Consider the following 22,008-nt stretch of genomic DNA (forward strand, 5'->3'; position numbering starts at 1 on the left):
CTCCTCTCTACTGCGGATTGTCTACTGCGGATTGGCCGGCGTGCCCGGCTGAAACACGATGCGTTCCGGAGATTTGACGAGCTGCAGGGCGAAATCGGAAGGATTCAGCGTCAATTGCTCCGATTTCAACGCTTGTTTGATCGCATCAGCCGACTGCCGCACAAGTCCGTCCTCGTGGTCGGGCCGCAGGTCCAGAACGCGTCCCGTTCTCAGATGACTGGCGCGGACCTGCAGATGAACGCTCAGCTCCGAACCGAAGGGGAGATCGGAACGGTCCGTCAGCACGCTGCGCAAGTTGATCTCCCCCTCCTCGTTCAGCCCGAACTGGAATCCCTCCTGAGGCTCGCTCAGCTCGATCCGGTCCGGGATGCCGCGGAACAAGGCGATCAGCACGCCGGACGAGAGCCGCTCCAGACGGGCGATCCCGAGCGGCTGGTCCTTGGCGTCGAAGGCGCGCACCGCAAGTCCAGGCCACCCCGCAACCGCCGCGGACCGCAGCAGGAAACCTGCCAGGGGCGGAGACTCCCCGCCGGATGTTCCGGCAGCTTGAGCCCCCGGACGGCTGCGGATGGCTTGCACGGCCGCTTCGGCCGCGGCCCGGATCGTTCCCTTGGTCATGCCGTACGTAAACGAATCGCGGCTGGAATGCACGGCGACGGCCAGCATCCCGTCCAGCATGGCGTCGAGCCAGTTCGGATCCAGATAGAAAAAACGGATGGATTCGGACGGCAGCATCCGCTCCTCCGGCACCAGATAATAGAAAGGCACATCGAAAAGCAAAAGCTTGTGTGCAAGCCAGTCCGCGATCGGCTTCAGATCGTCGTGCGTCAGCTCCGCAATCGTCTCTTTAACCTCATCACCGGCCAAAAACTGCTGCAGCGCGGCAACAGGGCTGGCTCCGGTGCCGCCCGTGGTCAGCCGCCGGCCGTAGGTTTTCCCCGGAGGTTCATCCTCGTCCCGCGTCAATCCCGTGAGAGGGGGCTTGGGGATTTGCTCAAGCAAATCCCCTTTCACCGCGTCGAGCAGCGCTTGCTGCATCAAGCCGGACTGCGCCAGCTCCTTCAAATCGGCGGCATCCGTCAGCCCCAAAGCCTCCAGCCGGTGATACAGCAGGTCCGTGAGCCGGTGACAGCGGGTGCGGTAGTCCAGAAGCAGCGAGCCGAACGTGGCGTCGGACAAGGCAAGGCTGCGCCCGATTTGCCAGGCGGCCGCCAGAGACGCGTCGAACAAGCCGTTCGCCTTGTCGTAAATGAGGGCCGCGTCCGCTGTGAGCAGCGGCTCCGCAAGCTTCAGTGGAGCCGGCCGGACCGGAGCGAGCGGCCCGCGGTACCAGGCGAACGTGTCCTCCCCGCTCCGGATATGGAACGGAAGAGGCACGTAGCCGCGGCGCAGCCGCTTGCCCGCTTCGGCCGCGGCCGCGTCTTCCGGTGCCGCCGGTTCTCCCGCGCCGTCCGGCGTCGCTGCCGGCAGCCGGAGCCAAAGGGCTTCCGGGTCGTAAGCGGAGCCGGACATCTCCTCGGCCACCAGGCGGTGCATAAGGCCGACGAAATCTTCCTTGCCGTCGGGGCGGCAATGGAACGTCCACCTGGCCAGAGACAAAAGGGCGACTTTAGCTTTAGGCGGCTTTGCGCCGGGCTCCAGGAGGTCGTCGAACTTTTCCAGCGACACAAGATGAACGATGTTTTTCGAACCGCCCTCATCCGACTCCTGCGCATAAGGAAACCGGTTGGCCGTCACAATGCCGTACCATCCGTCTTCGTCCGATCCGGCCGCTTTATCTTCCGTGCTTAGTTGCCGGACATGGGCCAAATAAGGCAGCTCGCTGCGCTGAGGGACTATCGTCCCGAACACGCCGGCATCCATTTGAATGTAAAAACAGGTCTGACTGTCTGTTACGTCTGCCTCCCGGACCAGAGCTTGGGGGACATATACGTCGGGGCTGTTTTTCAGCCCCATAAATTCGCCTGCCGTCGAGCGGATGGCCAGCGTTTCGGCGTCCGTCCGGTCTTCGGGGCCCGCAAGAAGCTCCCCTTCCTGAAAAAGAAGCAGGGCCAGCCAGGGGATGTTCGGCCCGCTCATCTCACGCTCCCACGGCAGCCCCCGTGTATTCAGCACCAGATGCGGAAGCTCGTCGGCAAACTTGCCGGTGCTGCCTGCGGGCGGCACCAGGCTGTGTATCTCCGAAGGATCGATCGCGAACTGCGGAGCGTGCACGATAAACGGCTGCTCGGCCGTCAGAAGTGCCTGTTCCTGCCCCGTCATCCCGATATCCTTCACGGTCTGCTTGACGGTTACCTTGTAATTTCCGGCAGGTAAGCCGGGTAAGTCGTGATCATAAAACCGGATATGGCCCTGCTGCGGTTCGTCCTTCATGTTTTCCGCTCCCATCACGGCTTCACCTCCAAAGGCGAATCGGTAAACGAATCGCCCGCTTCTTCGGCAAGACGGGCCAAAGACCCGTTCGTGCCGCCGTATACCTTCATGTTTTGCAGCGCCGTAAAAATGGCGGCCCGGTTGGCCGCGGATGGGCCCATAATGTCCGCAATGTCGCCCGGCGACACGTCCGCCGGAACGGGCATATAATCGGTATTCGCGGCCCCTCCGGGCTCGAACGGGAGCCGTCCCTGCGGCACCACGTCGTCGTAAGCGAGAAGCTCCGACGCGATCCCTGCGGCCGAATAGCCCAGCTTCGATGCCGGGGGAGTTACCGTTAAGCCTGCCGGCGTATCCCGGGTCGTATCGCTGCCCGGCACTTGCGGGTTGCGCCTAAACCGGCCGTCCGCATCCTTCAGCGGCTCTCCCCACAGCGCCGTCGGCATGTTCCGGTAATACGGAACGAGCTGCCATCCGGAAATATCGTGGTCCGAGCCGTCTTTTTCGACAGTCAAATGGTGCTCGGACGAGACGTTCGTTTTGTTCATCGTCCGGATTTGTACGGGGTAGGCATCCGGATATTGCGGGTCCGTCACCGGGTTCATCGCATGGCCCGCCGTGAAATGACTGGCCGGAATCGCCGTCTGCGTCGTAAAACTGAAGGAGCCCGCACGAACTAGCCAAATATCCGGCCCCGGTTGTTCAGACAGGGAAGACGGTTCGGATGACCGGGGCAGTTCAGATGTTCGGGTTGACCGGGACACTTCACGCAGCTCAGACGGTCCGGCCGTCCCGACCGGCGGTGCCGCCGTGTCCCCCTCGCGGCTCCCCGCGGCATTTTCGCTGCCTGATTTTAGAACCGTGTCCGAGACGCCGGGAGTGAGTGAACCTGTCAGACCGCCCACGGCCGTAATTTTGCACACATTGTCCAAAGTCGGCAGCAGCGATTTGAACTCGCCCCACTCGATCGGGCTTTCGTCCCCTTCCGAGCGGTCGGCTCCGAATCCGACCGTGAACGAGATGACCCACCAGTGCACATGGGCCTTCCCGCCCGTCGGCGGTCCCCACAGCTCTACGGATGCTCCCAGCTCGACGCTGATCGTTTTGGTTACGAACAGCAGGTCCAGACGGTAAGAGGCTCCGATGCTCACCCCGATCTCCGCCTCAAAGTGGAACGGATGGAAGGTAATCAGCAGATCCGCGTGGGCGGTAAACCAGGCTTTCAAATCCCCGTCGTGGAAAAGAACCTCCAAGCCGCCGCCCGCCATAACGGCTGCCGGAGTGAGGGCGAAATAGGCTTCGCCGTGAATATTCACTTTGTCGCTGATGGCCCAGTTGAAGCCGATCCGCGGTACGGCGGGGTAAAAGGACGGAGGCTTGAACCTCGGATGGTAGCCGCCGAAAGTGACGACGAACTGCCCTTCCCTCTCCCCTTCGTACCACAGGTAGAAAGCGAAGCCGCCCGTCAAATGGCAGTTCGGATCGATCAGGAACGAATTCGGCGTCAAAAGAGCCGTCAAGCCGAAGAAGCCGGCGGAAGGCTTCCAATCCGCTTCCAGCTGAAGCTCCGCGTAAGCGTACATGGTGTTTCCCGCCTGGGGCAGACGAATGGAGGAAAGCCCGAGCAGCGCGAGCTCCAGCTCTCTGCCGAACTTCGCGATCAGCAGGGCGCGGGTATGCAGCAGCTCGTACGACCAGAAGTCGACGCCCACGGCCAGCCAGTACTCGCCGGTTTGCGGCCGGATCCACGCCTTCTTCTTGCCTGGCGCGTATTCCTCGGTCCCCTCCAGTTGGGCCATCACTTCGTTTATCGACGGCCTCGGGCCCGAGTCGCGGGTCAGGGCAAGCAGCGGAAATTCAAATACTTCCTCCGGTGCCGGCATATCCACGTCTCGGTTGTAGCCGAAGCCCGCGGATAAGCCCGTCACAAACAGAGCGGGCGGTCCGCCGAGCGGCATATCGATATTCGCGAATACGAAGAGCGACGGCTGCCCGTCCAGCATTTGCGCGTAGGAGCCGAGCGCTTCGAGGGCAAAATCGGCGGTCCGTATGACGGCGGCGCCGTCATACATAAACCGTGCACCCTCCGGCGGGGGCACGACTTCCATAAAGCTGCCGCCGATCTCCAGCGGCGCCTGGACGTAGTCGACGCCGATGCCGAGCAGCTGGAATTTAAGTTCGAAACGATCAAGCGGAGAACCGAAACCCATGCCCGTCAGGCTGATCGTCAGACCCGATACGGTTAAAGAGCCGTCCAGCATAAACCAGAGAGTCCCGTCCGCGTACCCGATGCCAAGCCGGTTTAACGACACGGGGCCGAACGTTTTTTGCACGAGGAACCATTTGGCCGATGAAGAGGGGGATACGGACGTCACGGACCGGACGAATGGAGCGGGTGGACCCCCGGGAGCAGCAGACGCCTCGTATGCCGCAGACGGCGGGAGCGCATCCGGATTGGCCGCGTCCTGCTGCCCGGACGCTTCCGCGGCCAAGGACTCCCGGAGAGCGGGCGGTTTCTGCCCTCCCCCCGGTATAAGCGCGAAAGACAACGTTTGCGGCGTCCCGCCGAAACGGAGATCCGCGCCCGCGGTCAGACCCGCCTCCACTCCGGACGGCAGCGGATGGACCGCTTCCGGCAGCAGCTTGTTGATCTGTCCCGCCTGGACCGGCGTAAACGGGGCGGATGCGTACAAAATTTGGAGCTGCTGAACGGCAATCGTATCGTCGGCAGGAAGCTCTTTTCCGATAAGGGGCAGATCGGTCAAGCTTACATGCGCATCGAGGTCAAGCCCGAGGGCAAACTTGCTCTCTTTCTCATCCTTGTAAAAAATGAATTTCACATCCCGGAGATCGATCGCCAGGCTCTGCGGGATTTCCGCCGCCAGCTCCGGTGACAGGGACGCAACCAAATCGCGGATGGAAACCGCGGGCGGAGAGCCGGTTTTGCGGCTGTACGTCGCTATGAAGGTTTGCGTCGTCAGATCCTTCCGGTCGAACAAAAGATCGAATTCCAGCGATCCGATAACGATTTGACCGCCGAACAGCGCCTCGTACCCGGCTTGATCCGGCTCAACCGCTCCGTCCTTCTTCGAATCGACGCGGATGCTTAAGGTTACGGCAACCGGCACGGAATTCACTTTAAAATCGCTCTCAACCGTAAAAAAGAAGCTGCTCGCGGAAGCGGAGGAAGCGTACTTCAGCTCCAGATTTCTTAACTTCATCCCGCGTATGGCTGCAGGGATGCCCACATCGAATTTGGCCGCGAGATCGTCCAGCAGCTCCCCCATCAGGATCGGGTTCTCTTCCCCCGCTTCTACCACGATGGACCAGCCTCCCGGGGACGTGCCGTCGGAAGAGCCGCCCGAAGTACCATCGGAACCGGCCTCCAGCGCCAGACGGGCGTCCACTCCGGCGATGGTCATCGTCCCCTCCAGACTGAAGCTCGGCTGGCCGTCGTAATCCAGTTCGAACACGAGATTGTTCATCACAAACGTGTTCGGGCCCGTTCCGAGCGGATGCTGGGCCAATCCGGCGCGGATAAAGTATGTTCCCCCGGTAGAGCCGCCCATCTGGAACTCCTCCACCGCTATTTTGTATGCGCCCGTCGGCAACCCGAATTTGGCGGCGATCATCGTGAGGTCGATTTCGCTCCACGGCTCCATCCGCACGACGACCGACAAATCGGGAATCCGCGGCGAGGGCACCAGATTAGCCGAAACGAGAAGATCAACGCCGCCGATGTCCAGAATACCGGACATTTTGTAGGAAGCGCTCGGGTGATCGAACGGGTTCCGGACGGCCACGGCCGCCTCAATATCGCTGATTTCGACCCATTCGGGGACGATCGTCAGCGGCTTGTCCTCAAGTGCGGTAAGCGTCACCCTGACGTACTCCACGCTTCTGGAGCCGAGGCCTATACCCAGCGCCAAACGTCCGATCTTGACGGACTCAAGCATGCTTTCAAACGACGGAGGAAGATACTCCGTGATGCTGACGCCGCCGAACCAATGGGCGATGTCGTCAGGTGAAGGAAGATCCACCGGGCCTTCCAGGGAAAGCTCGGCAATCCCTCCCCCCGCAGGCGAAATAAGCGAGGTAATCCGTACCGGCTGTCCGTTCCACTGGATCGTAGCCGTGATTTCCAGTCCGGACGGCGCATGGGCTGCCGCAGGATCGTGGACGAGTCTGGCGTCGACGGGCACTTTCATCGCTTGAAAAAGCCCGGATAACCCGCCGCCGTCATCCGGCAGCTTCAGGTCGAGCGACAAGCCCGGTGCGCCTGCATCCCGCAAAACGACGGGGCCGAACGCCAGCGGACTTTCACCGACCACCCAGTCCGCTTCCAGCAGCAGCCCTTTGGTTCCGTCGAGCACGCCATAGAAATACACGGCACCGTTCAATTCAAGGCCCAGCTCCGGCTCTGCGGCTTTTCCGGCGGCGATCAGCCATCTCGGAGATGTTCCGTCCGTACCGGGTTTAAGCGCCAGGTCCTGCCAGAACGTGTTCGTCAGCCAAGGCAGCGCATCCCCGAAGCGCCAGTCCGGCGTTACGAAAACCGAGAGCACGAGCACCGGTTCCGAGTCCGCCCCGTATACGGCGCCGCGGATCGAAACCGTCTTTTTCGGCGGAAAAAACATCCTCGCCGGGCTGCCGGCCAGTTGAAGACCCGCGCCTTCAAAGGTAATAATCCCTCCCGATTCCGCAGGAGCCGCCTGTAACCCGGTCACGGTCAGCGTGCCGCTTCCCGTCAACTGCCGGAGCGTCTCGCCCGTCGGGCCCAGCTTCGCCGTATCCAGCGTCAGCGTCCCGCTTCCCGCTGCGTACATAGTTTGAAGATCGGATAGAAAGCTCAAGCGCACTCCTCCTTTCCTTTTTTACACAAGTTCCAATACACCCTGGAGTTCAAGCGACTCAAGCCAGCCTTATACATATTGAAGCTCCATCCGGATCGGCAAATGATCGCTGATGGCATGATGGTACACGTAATGCGCTTCGAACATCGAAGCCGGCGGTCCGCCCAGTTTAGGCGCGGCATTGAGCATGTCGGTAACCGCTTTCGATTTGCGCTTCTTCGCGTTTTGGCGGTCCCACCAGTTGTTGTAGATCGTTTGGGCCAGACTTCCCAGTTCCGGGGAGTAGGAAGCCGTTGTGGTGGAGCGGGTAACCATAATGGGGGTGCCGTCCTGCTGAACGCCGGTTTGTACGCTTTTGGGGATCATCACGTCCATCAGGTTGACGACAAAAGCGGCCGAAGGATCGGCTTTGGGGGCTTTTACAAAAAATTTGTCGTACTCGCTGGACAGTACACTTTCGATATTGGTGGGACTTGCAACTGTGGTGGAGGGATTCACAAGGGTTGAAGTGAGGCTCGTTTTGCTGCTCCACAGCCTTTTTCCGTAATTGAGTACGGTGGATAAGGCCGGATTGCTGGCGGGTTTGGGGAAATCGGGGCCCGTGATGCGCTGAAAAGGGTGGGCATAGATGTAGGCGTTCTGGGCATCGCGCACATACTGGAGCCTGCCGAGGCTCATGTCAAAATAATTGAGCGCCCATTGTTTGGCCGCGTCCGTCGCGTTTACGTTAAAATCGCCCATAATAACGCCGACGGCCGCGTTCTCTACGGTGGGATTCAATTGGTTGCTGGCGATAATCGGCAGGCTGTCTCCGGGTCCGGGTGCGTGGTAAAGGACGAGGGTGAGGTCGACATTCGTTCCGCTCGTCAGGGCACGCAGCACGAAAGGGGGGCGGGAACCGCGAAGCGGGAACGCTTCCGGCGTTTCGGCCAGGAGCAGATCGACGATGTCTTTTTTCTGGGCGTCAGTCAAGGCGATCGTGGGGGCTTTCTTCGTCAGATCCAGCTGTTTGTAATCTTTCAGCAGCAGCTCGAACTTTTTGTAAGGAATCATAAAGGCCGCATCGAGCCATCCGTTTTTGAACAGGCTTTTCCAAAACAAATCCTGATCGCTTTGCTTCACTTTGTAGGTTTTGAAATACGTGTCGAACATGGTCTCGCCTACGACGTTCCAAAGTAAGCTTGCCTGTCTGCTGAACAGCCCGCTTTTCCATAGAAAAACATACTGCTCATTGGGACGCGCCGGCGTCATTTCACTCGCTTCTCCGGTCCAAGTGATGCCGCTGCCCTTACCGCCGTTCTTTTTCTTCTCCAGGTTGTTAAGGCAGGTGACGAGCGTATCCCGGATTTCGTTGCCGAGCCAGCCGACCAGCTCCATAATTCCGACGACATCCGATTCGGTCAATTGAATGACCCGGGCGACGTACTCGATAAACGACGTGTCGTTCATCTTGTCCTCCCCGAATTTTTGAATGTTCCACGATAAAAGCTTGAGTGAACCTGGCACTGCTCATGCCTCCCGTCTTGAATCCCGCTTCGTGAAGAAAGCAGGGAATACGATCATTTATCTTTTTCTACTAAATGTTCCATTTTCCTCCTGTGAGTGAACTGGAATTTGGAAAGATTTTGGGGAAAAGGTTTACGTATAGATACGTAAAATTGCCGCGATTCGGAAACGAAAACAAAAACCCCCTGACAAATTGTCAGGGGTCATACACGGCCATAAATATGGGATGAAATTTCGTTGGGTCTGTTAAACGGTATATGTATTTCTCACACGCTCCGATTTCACAAAATACAACGTCCATATCACACAGGTGATCCCGGTCTTTATTAAATCCCTCAAAGCCCCGTCCATAAAATCGGGAGCCGCTTCAGAGACGAATGAGTAAGCGAGATAAGCAAGGCCCGAAAGCCCCAGGCTCGCCAGCAAAAAAGTGATGGACATCGTTTTGAAAAGCCGCTTCCGTTTGTAACATAAATAGCCCAGAACGACCGGAACTACCGCATAGAACAGATGCGAAACCGTCTCCACCAAGATGGCCGCCCCCAGTGCGGGATAGTCACTGAAATAAACGGCCGCTTCGCCCGACTCGTACATAGGCCAGAGGTAATCGACTAAGCTGTAGACGGCGGAAATAAACGTAAGAATTAATCCGATCGAAAACACAATCAGCCAACCGCCAAATCCCGATATCCCCGCTCCCCCATAATCGCCCTCGTAAACTTCTTTTTCGTTATTGACGTTTAACTCTCTGACAAAAGGCTCCATATTTCGATCCGCTCTTTTCCTGAAATTTGCTTCCCCGTTCATTCAAGCATATTTTGTGTTCATTGAGTAAGGGCCTATTTTGTCGAAAACGATAAAGAAATCGAAATAAAAAAACCCTCAAATTGAGGGGGGTTTTGGGACGGATAACTTCCTTTTACCGCTTCGCTTTGTAAAACTCGTGATACAGCTTCATCAGCGCACGCTTCTCGATGCGTGACACATAGCTCCGTGATATACCCAATTCCTTTGCAATTTCCCGCTGAGTCCGCTCTTCACCGCCATGTTCCAGACCGAAGCGTCCGACCACCACTTCTTTTTCACGTTCGTCCAAAATATCCAGGTTCCGGTAAATCTTGCTTTTCTCGATCTTCAACTGCACCTTATCGACCACGTCGTCCGCTTCCGTACCGAGTATATCGATTAATGTAATTTCGTTACCTTCCTTGTCGGTTCCTATCGGATCGTGTAGAGAAACGTCTTTTCTTGTCTTTTTCAGGGAACGTAAATGCATCAGGATCTCGTTCTCTATACATCTCGCCGCAAATGTCGCCAGCTTCGTCCCTTTGGTCGGGGAAAAGCTCTCGATCGCTTTGATGAGGCCGATCGTTCCGATCGAAATGAGATCTTCCAGATCCTCACCGGTGTTGTCAAACTTCTTGACGATATGTGCAACAAGCCGAAGATTATGTTCGATGAGCAAATTGCGGGCGTGGGCGTCGCCTTCCGCCATTTTTTGCAAATACTTGCTCTCATCCGCCTCGGTGAGGGGCTGCGGGAACGCGTTGTTTTTGACATACGACACCAGTAGAGTCAGTTCTTTGATGAAAAAGGCAATGGCGCTAAACAATCCTGGCAAAGAGGACACCTCCTGCTCCAATTCCCGTACCAACCATGGATTAACGGCTGCGGTCTTCTCATTGTATGAGGGCAGGTGCCTAATTGTGCCTGTACGGGCGGAATTGAGGGGGAAGGTTTTAGAGGGGTGGAAACCGTTAGTCTATGTCTATCCTATACAAGTAAACTCATTGCCTTCCTTGTCTGTTGGAAAAATTGTCTCCAAACCCATTGATTGTAGCGTAGTGCATGAGGTTCTCAATATTTATGACAGTAGTGCAGCTAACCGGAAGATTCGTATTGCTATCCGTTTTCGACAAAATAACACTATTTCGCGGACTGGAAAAATACGCTTAAATGAGGTTATACCCTAGCAAAGCAAGCAATTTCTCTGGGAACTACTGATTTCATTTTCGGTGATATGCTTAATCAATCCATAGCGGGAACAACAGAGAATGCTCGAGCTTTCCATAACGGGAGACTCACGGAAACTCAATTTTTCGAAACCCTTATAAGAGAAAATCTGGAGGAAGAGAGCGAACTCCCTTCCTAAAACAAGGTTAAAAAAGGGTCCTCATCGAGGACCCTTTCTTCTATCTCTCGCAAGCGACTCCGTCACCATCGCGGTCTAATTTCGAACTGTAACCCGGCTCTCCCTCATAAATCGGCGCCGCTCCGGCCGCTTTTGCTTCCGAACAGTTTTTAAAGTACACGCTGCTCTGCTTGGGCTCTGCCTTAGGCTTTGCAGTCGGTTTCGGTGTTGCCGGCTTAGGTGTCGGGGCCGATGTTGGCTTCGGTGCAGCTTTGACCGGTTCAGGTGTAGGGGCCGGCGCAGCTTTGACAGGCTCAGGTGTCGGCTCCGGCGTAGGTGACGGTGTTGCCGTCGGTACCGGTGTTGCAGTAGCTGCTGGTGTCGGTTCCGGTGTCGCTGTAGCAGCTGGTATAATCGTAGGCACCACGGTCGCTGCAGGTGTAGGAGTCACTGCTACAGATGCAGGAGTAGACTGAGGGCCTGAAAGAGGCTGCTTCGTGCTCCCCGTATTTCCTGCCCCGATAATCATAACGATAAACAGCGCAAGCGAGCCTGTGAACAACTTTTTAGCCTTGCCATTTCTTTTGAACAACGAGACGACCGCCCATACGAACATAACGACAAAACCCAATAAACCAATGACGCCAAGTGCATCCCACATAACTCTCTTGTTTCCCCCTTAAAGTTCATAAGATCCATTATATGCCCCTTACCACTATTTTCCTACCAGTTAAAATATAAAGGATTAATAAAAAAAGACCCTCCTTATTATGAAGGGACTTCATTGATCGTTAACTTGTACCATTATTTTTTAAACCGTCTTCGAGCGTGTACGAAATGTGTTCATTTATTCTAATTTCATCATATTCTCCGCCGAATTCAAATCCGAAGCTTCCATCTTTGGCTTCCATTCTTGTGACAAATTTTCCGCCGACTCTTAAATCATTTTCCGCTTTGGGTGCATGCCAGTCATCAGAAGCAAAGGACCATTTCGTAATATGCCGGGATTCTGACACGCATTGTTTACGAAGATTCCTGTAGAAAATAAATTAAAAACTCCCTCAATAAAAAGAGAGAGTTTCATAGAAAAGTCAGTCCTCTTGCCCCCGCTGATGTCCCAATAATGCCATCTTCACCCCTTGGAAGTCTTGGGAGTCGGTTTCGGCGTAGAAGGCGGCGAAGGTGTTGACGGTTTGGTCGCGGGCGTCGGAGTCGGCTTGGCGGTCGTTTCCGGCTTTGCAGTCCGCTTTACCGTCGGCTTCGGCGCGGTCGTCGGTTTCGGCGATGCGGAAACCCCAGGCTTAGACGAAGGAGAGGCGGCCGGCTTGGGCGAGAGCGTGGCTCCCGGTTTTGCCGTTGGCGGCGCCGTCGGTTTTGACGTGTTCGTAGCCGTCGGTTTCGGCGTATTCGATGCCCCCGGTTTAATCGTCGGCGATACGGTCGGTGCAGGCGATGTTTTTGCTGTCGGCTTAGGTGTCAAGGTCGGTCTGGGCGTCATGGTCGGCTTTGCCGTCTTATACGGTACGATAACCGTAGTATCTCCATCGGCATCGTCTTCCCGTTCTTCATCGGCAAGCGATCCGCCCTGCTGCGTTCCCTGGCCGGGAGTGGTAACGGGATCCTGATCCGCTGACGGCGCTTTGGCACCGGCAGGCGTCGATACCGGCACGTTCAAAGGCTTCTCGGGTCCGGCATTTACCGCGCCCACGATCATCAGCACGAAACAGGCTCCGGATCCCATAAAAATCTTTTTGGCTTTGCCGTTTTGCCGGATAACGGCGACAACGGCCCATACAAACAAAGCGACACAACCGAGTAAACTTACCATCCCAATCGAATTCCACATAAAAAAGATACAGCCTCCCGTGTAGTTTCAAGACCCTTAGTATAGCAGAATCCGGTTCGTTTTAGAGGAAAAATTTTGCACGGATCGTCCATTCTTTTCGCGCATCGGGAAAAAGAAAAGAAGCCCGGAACGGCTTCTTTTTTTACCTTGTCAAATTCGGTTGATACCGGTGCTGCGCTCAGGGTTCATCCGCGTCCGCTTATGGACACAAAAGCAGGCGTTAAGCACGCTGCAAACCGTGCAAATTCCGCGCGATCTCTTCGATCTTCCCGCGCATGGTCAGCTTTTCCCGCCACGATTCCGGTATGCCGCCATAGCCGTAATAGGCTCCGGCAATCTGCCCGTAAACGGCTCCCGTCGTATCGGCGTCGTCACCGAGATTAACGGCCAGAAGCGCGCCCTCCTCAAAGCTTGAGGACTTGTCAAAAGCCCACAAGGCGGCTTCCAGCGACTGGACGACATAGCCGGAGCCCTTGATCTCCGGCGGCTCCTTACGCCGGTAAGAGCCGCCGAGAATTTCGGCGATGCCGCCGGACAGCTCCAGCCCGGCCGCCTCCAGCCATTCGCGGTAAGCGCCCGGCTCCAGGAGCTCCGCTTTGCTCCGGCCGTGCAGGCCCCCGAGGAGATAGCAGGCGAGCAGCCCGCACGCCTGCAGGCATTCCGCCGTGCCGTGGGTCGTGCGGGAGCTCTGCACCGCGAAGCGGACGGCAGCCGCCGGATCGGCGGCATAGAACATCGGCACGGGAGCCAGCCTCATAATGGAGCCGTTGCCGGCGGAGTATGGGTCGAGCGAGCCGCTGAAGGGCTCGCCCGTGCGCTCGAAGAGCAGCAGCGCTTCCCGCGTCGCGTTTCCGATATCGAAGCACGAGCCCGTGCTGCTCATGTATCCTTCTCTGAACCACCTTACATAGCGGCTCATCTGGTCGGCGGGGTCGAAACCGCCTGCCGCCAGCAGGCTTTCCGCCAGACACAGCGCCATCGACGTATCGTCGGTCCATTGACCCGGCTGCAAGCCGAAAACTCCACCGCCGACCATATCGAGAAGGGGTTTGAACGACCCCGGCCTGCTGAATTCCACAGCCGTCCCCAGCGCATCGCCCGCGGCGAGACCGGCCAGACAGCCGTGATAACGATCCAGGGTTAGTTCCATAACGTTTCAGCCTCCCAGCATAGTTGTATGTATTAAAATTCTTCAGCGGGCGGCTGTTTTCCTTTCTACACCCTAAAACAAGCCCTGTGGAACGCGGCGCATCGCGTGCAGTTCCGGTGCGGGCTACCGCCGTCTTGCCGCACATCGCGCGCAGTTCCGGTGCGGGTAGCCGCCGTCTTGCAGCGTATTGCACACAGTTCCAATGCGGGTAACCAACGTCTTGCGGCACCACGGTGGAGAAGACAGGACGATGCTCATTTTCGCTTCCGCACATATATAAAAAAGACGCGCCCGGCAGTCCGGGCGCGTCTGTGCCGCAACCATACGAGTCTCCAGCGTGCGGCGAGACCCGGCATTACAGTGATCCGCCATGCGCGAAGTGTACTACTTTCGTCCCCTGTAGGCAGAGACGGCTCCGTGCTTGACGAGCCTCTATTGAAACAGGACTTACGCCCCTCTCAGCGCTCACTAAGTACGTTTGCGGCTGAGCTTCAGCTCCTGCATCATTTTCTTGCCGGTCGGCGTCTGGGCCAGACCGCCCTTGGCCGTTTCCCTGTACTTCTCGGGCATAGCGGACCCGGCCTCGTACATCACCTGGATGACTTCGTCGGACGGAATCGCGCTGCGCACGCCGGCAAGGGCCATGTCCGCAGCGGCCAGCGCATTGACGGCGCCGAAGCCGTTGCGGACGATGCATGGAATCTCCACGAGGCCGCCGACGGGATCGCAGATGAGCCCGAGCGTGTTTTTCAGCGCCAGGCCGACTGCGTGCACCGCCTGTGCGGGCGTTCCGCCACGCAGCTCGACCATCGCGCCCGCCGCCATTCCGATGGCGGAACCGACCTCGGCCTGGCAGCCTCCCTCGGCGCCGGACACGAACGAGTTGTTCGCGATGATGTAGCCGATGGCGCCGGCGCTGAAGAGGCCCATCACCAGGTGGTCGTCTTCCCAGCCGAACCGCTGCTGGGCGCTGACGAACACGCCGGGGATGATGCCGCAGGAGCCTGCGGTCGGTGTCGCGATAACGCGGCCCATGGACGCGTTCACTTCGGACACCGCAAGCGCATAGGCCATCGCCCGGCACGCTTCCTCGCCCACGGACGGAACGGAACCGGACATATAGCTCATGACGCGCTGGGCGTCCATGCCGGTCAGTCCGCTGCGGGACGTCGTGTCCTCGGTGAGACCTTTTTGCACAGCTTCCTTCATAATCTTGTAGTAATCGGCCATCTTGCCGAATTCCTGCTCCGTGCTGCGGCCGGATTCTTTCGCCTGTTCCTCCAGCATAAACTCGGAAATCGATTTGTTCTCGGCCGTGCAGATTTCCGCCAGTTCTTTTAGCGTCCGAAATCTCATGATTGCCCTCTTTCCTTCAGATCCACGATCTTCACTCCGTCTACTTCGCTCAGCTGCAAAATCTCTCCGATCAGCTCATCCGTAATCACGGAATCCGCTTCAATCACCGTCATGGCGTCGCCGTCGCGGCCTTTGCGGTCCAGATCCATATATCCGATATTTATGCGGTGTTTCTGCAAAACGGCGGTTATATCGGCGATCATTCCGGGCCGGTCATGGTGAGAAACGACCAGCGTCGGAAATTCCCCCGTAAATTTCAGGTCGAATTGGTTAATCCCGAGTATTTCGATATTGCCCCCGCCTATCGATGCCCCGACCATGCTCATTTCCTGGCCTCCGGCATAGAGAACGATTTTCGCTGTATTCGGATGAACGGTCAGCCCTTTGCTTGTATGAAAAACGATTTCGACTCCCGCCGCTTCCGCATCCTCCAGCGAATCCGGAATCCGGCTGTTGTCCGTTTCATAATCCAGCAGGCCGCCGACAATCGCCAGATCTGTCCCGTGGCCGCGGTACGTATCGGCAAAAGACCCGTAAAAAGTCAGCTCGGCTTTCTCCGGCTGCTGACCGAATAGCTGCCTGGCCACACGCCCAAGGCGGATGGCTCCGGCCGTATGGGAGCTTGATGGGCCGATCATCGAAGGTCCGATAATCGAAAAAACATCTTTAAACCGCACCCGGTATTCCTCCCTGTCGTCATCATTTTAGCAGGGCGGTAGCGTTTACACGCCTTTCCGCTCGGCAGGGCTGATCCGGCAAATTAATTGACCAGCACCTAATTCCTATTCTATTGCGATTCTCGTCTCTATTCAACTGCCGGATCCTGTAACGGGCCGCACATTTTGCAATCCCGGGTAGCTGTTGGCCTAAGGGGGATGGTTGAACCGTTTGCGGAGATGATGGTCCGGAAGATTACCTGGCCGATAGCTTTCCCGGAATCCGGCTGGTAACCTTCCTATGACAGAGCTGCCCGCACACCGGCGGAAGGACGCGGAAGAAAGTGCGGGATGCGGCGGGAGGAACGGCCATATAAAGCAAGGACGCAGCCGGGTAATTGTCAGAAGCATACGGAAGCCCGGATCACGTTCACCCGCTTATAGACATGTGCCTATTCATGCTTTTATATACCGGGAAAGCGCCTAGTATTTCTGCGGTTGTTCCGGTTTTTCCGGTTTCTGCGGTTTTTCGGTTTTTTCGGTTTTCCGGTTTTTCCGGTTTTTCCGGTTTTTCCGGTTTTTCCCGTTTTCCGGTTTTTCCGGTTGTTCCGGTTGTTCCGGTTTCTGCAGTTCTGCTACTTCTGCAGTTTCTGCCGAGCGGTCCGTCCGGTCCGACCGGCCAGCTCGGCCTCCGGGCATCCGCCTCCTGCTCCCCTTAGTCGGCGAGCCACTCGCTAAGATGCGCCTTTACGAACGCGTCGTCGTTCAAATGAGGATAATCCCGGTAAACGCGGTCGATTTCCTCCATTTGTCCCGGAGAGAGCTCTTCACGCGGGTTAAGGCACCAGCGGCCCTGCAAAAGCCCCTGTCTCCGCAGCACCTCGTGGATACCCGGAATACAGCCTTCGAAATGATGGGCGGGATCGAAAAACGCCGCGTTCGCATCCGTCACCTCCAGGTTACGCGTCAGCCATTCCGCCGGAATATCGCGGTTGTCCCGCACTTTTTTGACCGCTTCCAGCAGCTCTACCGCTTTATGCGTCCAGACGGCCCAGTGCCCCAGCAATCCGCCGACGATTTTTTTCTCCACCGGCATTCCGTCCACCTGAAAGCGGTAAGTCGTCAGCAGGTCCGCGACGATGTTGTCGTCGTTGCCCGTATACAGCGCGATCTCGTCCCTACGCTCCGAGCAGCAGACCGCCCGTACGACGTCAATCGTCTGATAACGGTTGAACGGAGCCATTTTGATCGCCACAACGCCGGGAATGTCCACGAACCGCCTCCAGAAATCGAAGCTGAAAATCCGCCCGCCGACCGACGGCTGAAGATAAAACCCGAACACCGGAATAAGCTCGGCGACAGCGCGGGTCCGCTCCAGAATTTGAGCTTCGTCGTATCCGGTCAAGCCGCCCATGCTCAGCAATCCGATATCATAACCAAGCTTTACGGCAAGCTCCGCCTCCCGGACCGCCAGTTCCGTGGGACCGCAGATTCCCGCGATTTTGAAAAAAGGACGCCGGAGCTCCGCCTTCTCCACCTCCTCGGCCGCAAGACGCAGAACCGGCTCCAACAGGCCGACCTCCTTGTCGCGGATCTCGAACTGGGTGGAATGGACGCCGACGGCGATTCCGCCCGCGCCCGATGCGATATAGTAGCGGGTCAGCGCCCGTTGATGCTTTTCATCGAACTGTCTGTTCTCGTCGAGCGCGAGAGGATGGGCGGGAATCGCCACGCCGTCATGCAGCGCGGCCAGCATTTCGGGACTTAAGTTTTTACGGGCTGCCATGATCAGAATTTCCCCTCTCTCTCCTGAAAATGGGTCGGTTTGTTCCACGTATGGCCGTCCGCCTCAACCCATTCCGCAATCCAGTCGATCATTTGCAGAACAGACACTTTCGGATAACCGAACGTTTGGCTCGCTTTCGATGAATTGCTCAGCAGCGCCGTATCCGATTCGCTTCCCTCAAAAATCGGCTCGACTCCGAGCCTGCTGCCGAATTCGTTTGCGACCCAGCGCAGCGACAGCGTCTCGGGCCCCGTGACGTTAAACACCTGCGGCGGCGTGCTGCAATGATGGAGGCAGCGGATAGCGATTTCGTTCGCGTCTCCCTGCCAGATCACGTTGGCGTGCCCCATCGTAATGTCGATCGGCTTGCCCGCTTTGACGGATTTGGCGATTTCCAGCAGCACCCCGTAGCGCATATCAATGGCGTAATTCAACCGGTAGATCGCCATCGGAATGTTGTATTTGTGCGAAAAGTACGTGAACACCCGCTCGCGTCCCAGACTGGACTGACCGTATTCCCCGACGGATGCGGGCGGTGTGCTTTCCGTGGCGCCCCCCAGATGAACCGGGGTAATCGGATAAACGTTCCCCGTAGAAAACACGACGAATCTCGAATCCCGGTACTTCTCGGCTACGCGCCCAGGCAAATACGAATTCATCGCCCACGTAAAATGCTCGTTGCCTGTCGTTCCGAATTTGTTGCCCGCCATGTAAATGATATTTTTCACGTCCGGAAGTCCCCGGAGCTGTTCGTCGTCAAGAAGGTCCGCGGCAAACGTTTTGACCCCGTCCGCTTCCAGTTCTTCACGCAAGCCTCCGGAGGAGAACCGGGAAGCTCCGAATACTTTTTTGTCCACTCCCGCTTCTTTAATGGCATTCATCGCCAGTCTCGCCAGGCTCGGTCCCATCTTCCCCCCGATACCGAGGAGCATGATGTCCCCGTCCAGCTTCGCGATATCGTTGATAAGCGCCTTCGACGGCTGCGCCAGTTTTGCTTCCAGGTCTTGAACGGTTTTCATAGAAGTCTCCCCTTTTGCTTTCCAAGATAATTCAAGTATTTCATGGCACACGATATAAAGACAAGGTCTTTAAAACGTCTAATACATACGATAATTTGTCTTTAAATCATTAACCGAAATGTGCATGCTTCGGGAGAGCGAACCGGATCAAAAAATTTTAAAGCCTGCATAAACCAACATTTTCAGCTATTGAGGAGCCATAACCGGGGATTTACACCCAATTAGATCAGAAAACTATATCTGCCATTTAAAGACATACCATTCCGCATCGGTCTAAAAATCCGCCTCGAATACGTCCCAAATTCGTTGCCGGCACCGGCCTGAATAATTCTTTTTTTGAAGGTACAGAAAAGCTTCCTCTTTCCGTATCCGCTTTTTAACGTCTTCCTTATCGACAGCCAAAAAAAGCCCTCCGGCTAAGATCCGGGGGCTTTGCCATGTCTGCTTCATTCTTTACCGCCCGCTTACGCCGAAGACGGCTCCCGCGCGATAAAGCACCGCAGAAAGAACAGCGGATAAATCATCAAATACAAGTTGAAGGCCCACCATGCCGCGTCGAAATCGCCGCTGAATCCCCAGAATGCGATCGCCTGTAAACCCGAGCAGAACGTCAGGACCAGAGAAATGAGCGCCCAGCTGCGCCATGCCGCCCTCTTTTTCTTCTGAAGATACAAACTGAGCAGCCCCGTGAACGAAATAAGAAGATCCAGAGGAAAAAATGACCAGTTCCAGGCGGTGATGACGGGATTGTCATAATCTTTGAACAGCATGCTGTCCGGAAGCAGATGGAAAAACGTAACCAGCCAATACACGATAAATCCGATATCCGTAACGAAAAAAAACGGCTTAAGTCCTTTCATGATGCAACCTCCGTGACGAAACTTTTGGAAATCTCATTCATAATTCCGAGCGGTTAAGGAAACCTATACAAAATATAACAAGTTACTGGAGGCATAGACAAATGAAATCTCTGCGCAAAGGCGGCTTCGCTCTTACCGCCCTATTCGCCTGTACCCTGCTGCTCGGCGGATGCGGCAAAACCGCTTCCCCCGCACCGTCTCCATCCGCTTCGCCCGGCGCCGCCACTCCTTCCGCCGGAGCTGGCGCGTTGGACGCGGTCAAATCGAGCGGAAAAATCCGCATCGGCACGGAAGGGACTTACGCGCCTTTCACGTTCCATGACAAGTCCGGCAAACTGACCGGATTTGACGTGGAACTCGCGGAAGAAGTGGCGAAAAGACTCGGCGTCCGGGCGGAGTTTCAGGAAACGAACTGGAACGGCATGCTGGCCGGACTGGATGCCAAACGCTTCGACCTCGTAGCCAATGAGGTTTCTATCCGCGAGGACCGCAAAGAAAAATACGATTTTTCAGATCCCTACATCGTCTCCAAAGCGGTTCTTATCGTGCGCGAAGACAACAAGGACATTACGAAACTCGCGGACCTGAAAGGCAAAAAGTCCGGACAGTCCCTCACCAGCAACCTCGCGGATATCGCCAGGAAGAACGGTGCGGAAATCGTCACGATCGAAGGATTCAACCAGGCGATCGAGCTCCTCATTTCCAAACGTATCGACGCGACCATCAATGATAACCTGTCCTACCTCGATTTCAAAAAGCAAAAGCCCGATGCGCCGATCAAGGTTGTCGCGGAAACGACGGAAGCGTCCCAAAGCGCTTTCCTTTTTAACAAAAACAATACCGATCTGGTGAAGGCGGTCAACGAAGCGCTTGCTTCCATGAAGCAGGACGGCACTTACCTGAACATTTCGAACAAATGGTTCGGAACGGACGTGTCCAAGTAACAAGCACATGACGAAACGGGGTTGAGAACGTATGTCCGAGCGCAGCGAACGGCTGCTTCAAATTTTTATGGAATCTCTTTGGCCGATGCTGAAAGCGGGACTGCAGTACACGGTCACCTTGACGCTGATCTCCTTTGCGCTCGGTCTGGCCCTCGCGTTCGCGACAGCCTTGGCAAGGCTCTCGCGCTGGAGGCTCCTGGCGGGCATCGCGGCATTCTATGTCTGGATCATCCGTGGAACCCCGCTTCTCGTGCAGCTGTTCATCATCTATTACGGCCTGCCCAGCCTCGGCTGGACCATCGATGCGTTCCCGGCCGCCGTGTTCGCTTTCACGCTTAGCGTCGGCGCGTACAGCTCCGAAATTATCCGCGCGGCCATTTTGTCCATTTCCAGAGGACAATGGGAAGCCGCCTATTCCATCGGCATGACCCGCAGGCAGGCTTTGCGCCGGATTGTTCTGCCCCAGGCCGCAAGAGTTTCGGTTCCCCCGTTGTCCAATTCCTTCATTTCCCTGGTGAAGGACACGTCGCTTGCGGCCACGATTACGCTGACGGAGCTGTTCCAGATCGCCCAGCAGAGGACGGCGGTATATTACGAGCCTATGCTGCTCTACTGCGAGGCGGCACTGCTGTATTTGCTGTTCAGCACGGTACTCACGTATGCCCAGCGGCTGCTGGAACGGCGCTTCGACCGTTACGCCGCCAGATAGGAGGCCCTTATGATCGAACTCTCCCACCTGAAAAAACAGTTTCAGTCTCAGGAAGTGCTTCGCGGCATCAGCCTGAACATAGCCCGGGGCGAAACGGTCGTCGTTATCGGCCCGTCAGGTTCGGGCAAGACGACACTTCTCCGCTGCATCAACCTCCTGGAAGTGCCGGATGCGGGTTCGCTTCGGATCGGCGATGCCGGACTTGACTTTACCGGCGGCGGGAAGCCGTCTTCTCAGGACATCCTGACCCTGCGCAGGCAGACGGGCATGGTGTTCCAGTCGTACGAGCTGTTCCCCCATATGACCGCGCTGGCTAACGTTATGGAGGGACCCGTCACGGTACAGGGCAAGCGGGCCGCCGAAGCGCGGGATAAGGCGCAGGAGTTGCTCGCCAAGGTAGGGCTTGGCGATAAGGCGGGGCTTTATCCCCATCAGCTGTCCGGCGGCCAGCAGCAGCGCGTCGGAATCGCCCGAGCCATGGCAATGAACCCGCTCGTCCTGCTGTTCGACGAGCCGACCTCGGCGCTCGATCCCGAGCTCGTGGGAGACGTCCTTGAGGTCATCCGGCAGCTCGCCCGGGACGGAATGACGATGGTTATCGTCACCCACGAAATGAAGTTCGCCCGCGACGTGGCGGACCGTATCGTGTTCGTGGACGGCGGGATCATTGTCGAGGAAGGTCCTCCCGCGCAGGTGCTGGACTCGCCGTCCCATGAGCGGACTCAGCGCTTTCTGCACCGCATTTCCGGAGGCTAGCCTCCGCTGTTTTTTGATCGGAGCGTGCATGGAGGCGTATAATGGAACGAGCAGCGTACATAA

16 protein-coding genes and 1 pseudogene are annotated in these 22,008 nt (G+C 56.8%); 3 read left to right on the forward strand and 14 right to left on the reverse strand.

All coding sequences use genetic code 11. The features are described from left to right. Positions 1-21: 21 nt before the first annotated feature. From ABC395_RS18815 to ABC395_RS18880, 14 genes and pseudogenes are all read right to left on the reverse strand, one after another. Positions 22-2,388 carry a hypothetical protein gene (locus tag ABC395_RS18815; RefSeq protein WP_413005430.1) on the reverse strand — a complete coding sequence of 789 codons (2,367 nt, stop codon included), beginning with the start codon at positions 2,386-2,388 and terminating at the stop codon, positions 22-24. Further along, positions 2,388-7,226, reverse strand: coding sequence for a DUF6603 domain-containing protein (locus ABC395_RS18820; RefSeq protein WP_413005432.1), 4,839 nt, complete (start codon positions 7,224-7,226; stop codon positions 2,388-2,390). Before ABC395_RS18820 ends, ABC395_RS18815 begins: the two co-directional genes overlap by 1 nt. A gap of 69 nt (positions 7,227-7,295) precedes the next feature. After that, positions 7,296-8,732, reverse strand: a complete 1,437-nt coding sequence (locus ABC395_RS18825; RefSeq protein ID WP_413005433.1) for an exonuclease/endonuclease/phosphatase family protein — start codon at positions 8,730-8,732, stop codon at positions 7,296-7,298. Between the two features lie 246 nt (positions 8,733-8,978). Further along, entirely contained in the window at positions 8,979-9,497 is a 519-nt protein-coding gene (locus ABC395_RS18830; RefSeq protein WP_413005435.1) for a DUF2569 domain-containing protein, read from the reverse strand. 154 nt (positions 9,498-9,651) lie between these two features. Beyond that, on the reverse strand, positions 9,652-10,353 hold the full coding sequence (gene sigK, locus ABC395_RS18835) for an RNA polymerase sporulation sigma factor SigK (protein ID WP_103993426.1): 702 nt from the start codon (positions 10,351-10,353) through the stop codon (positions 9,652-9,654). Between the two features lie 571 nt (positions 10,354-10,924). Beyond that, entirely contained in the window at positions 10,925-11,524 is a 600-nt protein-coding gene (locus tag ABC395_RS18840) for an excalibur calcium-binding domain-containing protein (RefSeq protein ID WP_413005437.1), read from the reverse strand. Positions 11,525-11,672: 148 nt separating this feature from the next. Beyond that, positions 11,673-11,876 (reverse strand): annotated as a pseudogene (locus ABC395_RS18845) (SRPBCC domain-containing protein); the annotation flags it as partial. A 119-nt stretch (positions 11,877-11,995) separates the two neighbouring features. After that, the gene (locus tag ABC395_RS18850; protein WP_413005439.1) at positions 11,996-12,709 is read right to left on the reverse strand and encodes a hypothetical protein; all 714 of its coding nucleotides are present in this window, start codon (positions 12,707-12,709) and stop codon (positions 11,996-11,998) included. Between the two features lie 220 nt (positions 12,710-12,929). Beyond that, entirely contained in the window at positions 12,930-13,859 is a 930-nt protein-coding gene (locus ABC395_RS18855; RefSeq protein ID WP_413005440.1) for an ADP-ribosylglycohydrolase family protein, read from the reverse strand. Between the two features lie 468 nt (positions 13,860-14,327). Then, a complete protein-coding gene (gene sdaAA, locus ABC395_RS18860; RefSeq protein WP_413005442.1) occupies positions 14,328-15,215 on the reverse strand; it encodes an L-serine ammonia-lyase, iron-sulfur-dependent, subunit alpha in 888 nt (295 codons plus the stop codon). Next, entirely contained in the window at positions 15,212-15,892 is a 681-nt protein-coding gene (gene sdaAB, locus ABC395_RS18865; RefSeq protein WP_413005444.1) for an L-serine ammonia-lyase, iron-sulfur-dependent subunit beta, read from the reverse strand. Before sdaAB ends, sdaAA begins: the two co-directional genes overlap by 4 nt. A 694-nt stretch (positions 15,893-16,586) precedes the next feature. Beyond that, positions 16,587-17,657: a dihydrodipicolinate synthase family protein gene (locus ABC395_RS18870; protein ID WP_413005446.1), complete on the reverse strand. Its 1,071-nt coding sequence runs from the start codon at positions 17,655-17,657 to the stop codon at positions 16,587-16,589. Between the two features lie 2 nt (positions 17,658-17,659). Further along, positions 17,660-18,676, reverse strand: coding sequence for an NAD-dependent epimerase/dehydratase family protein (locus tag ABC395_RS18875; RefSeq protein WP_413005447.1), 1,017 nt, complete (start codon positions 18,674-18,676; stop codon positions 17,660-17,662). 464 nt (positions 18,677-19,140) lie between these two features. Continuing rightward, complete coding sequence (locus ABC395_RS18880; RefSeq protein WP_413005449.1) at positions 19,141-19,536, reverse strand: YvaD family protein; 396 nt, start codon at positions 19,534-19,536, stop codon at positions 19,141-19,143. Between the two features lie 101 nt (positions 19,537-19,637). Between ABC395_RS18880 and ABC395_RS18885 the strand changes: the two genes are divergently transcribed. Genes ABC395_RS18885 through ABC395_RS18895 form a run of 3 tightly spaced genes read left to right on the forward strand, consistent with a single transcriptional unit; the run spans position 19,638 to position 21,945 of the window. Continuing rightward, the gene (locus tag ABC395_RS18885) at positions 19,638-20,480 is read left to right on the forward strand and encodes an amino acid ABC transporter substrate-binding protein (protein WP_413005450.1); all 843 of its coding nucleotides are present in this window, start codon (positions 19,638-19,640) and stop codon (positions 20,478-20,480) included. 31 nt (positions 20,481-20,511) lie between these two features. After that, positions 20,512-21,189 (forward strand): amino acid ABC transporter permease, encoded by a 678-nt coding sequence (locus ABC395_RS18890; RefSeq protein WP_103993414.1) that lies wholly within the window; start codon positions 20,512-20,514, stop codon positions 21,187-21,189. Positions 21,190-21,198: 9 nt separating this feature from the next. Next, the gene (locus ABC395_RS18895) at positions 21,199-21,945 is read left to right on the forward strand and encodes an amino acid ABC transporter ATP-binding protein (protein WP_413005452.1); all 747 of its coding nucleotides are present in this window, start codon (positions 21,199-21,201) and stop codon (positions 21,943-21,945) included. Positions 21,946-22,008: the final 63 nt, after the last annotated feature.

The organism is Paenibacillus canaveralius, assembly GCF_047238265.1.
Lineage (GTDB): Bacteria > Bacillota > Bacilli > Paenibacillales > NBRC-103111 > Paenibacillus_F.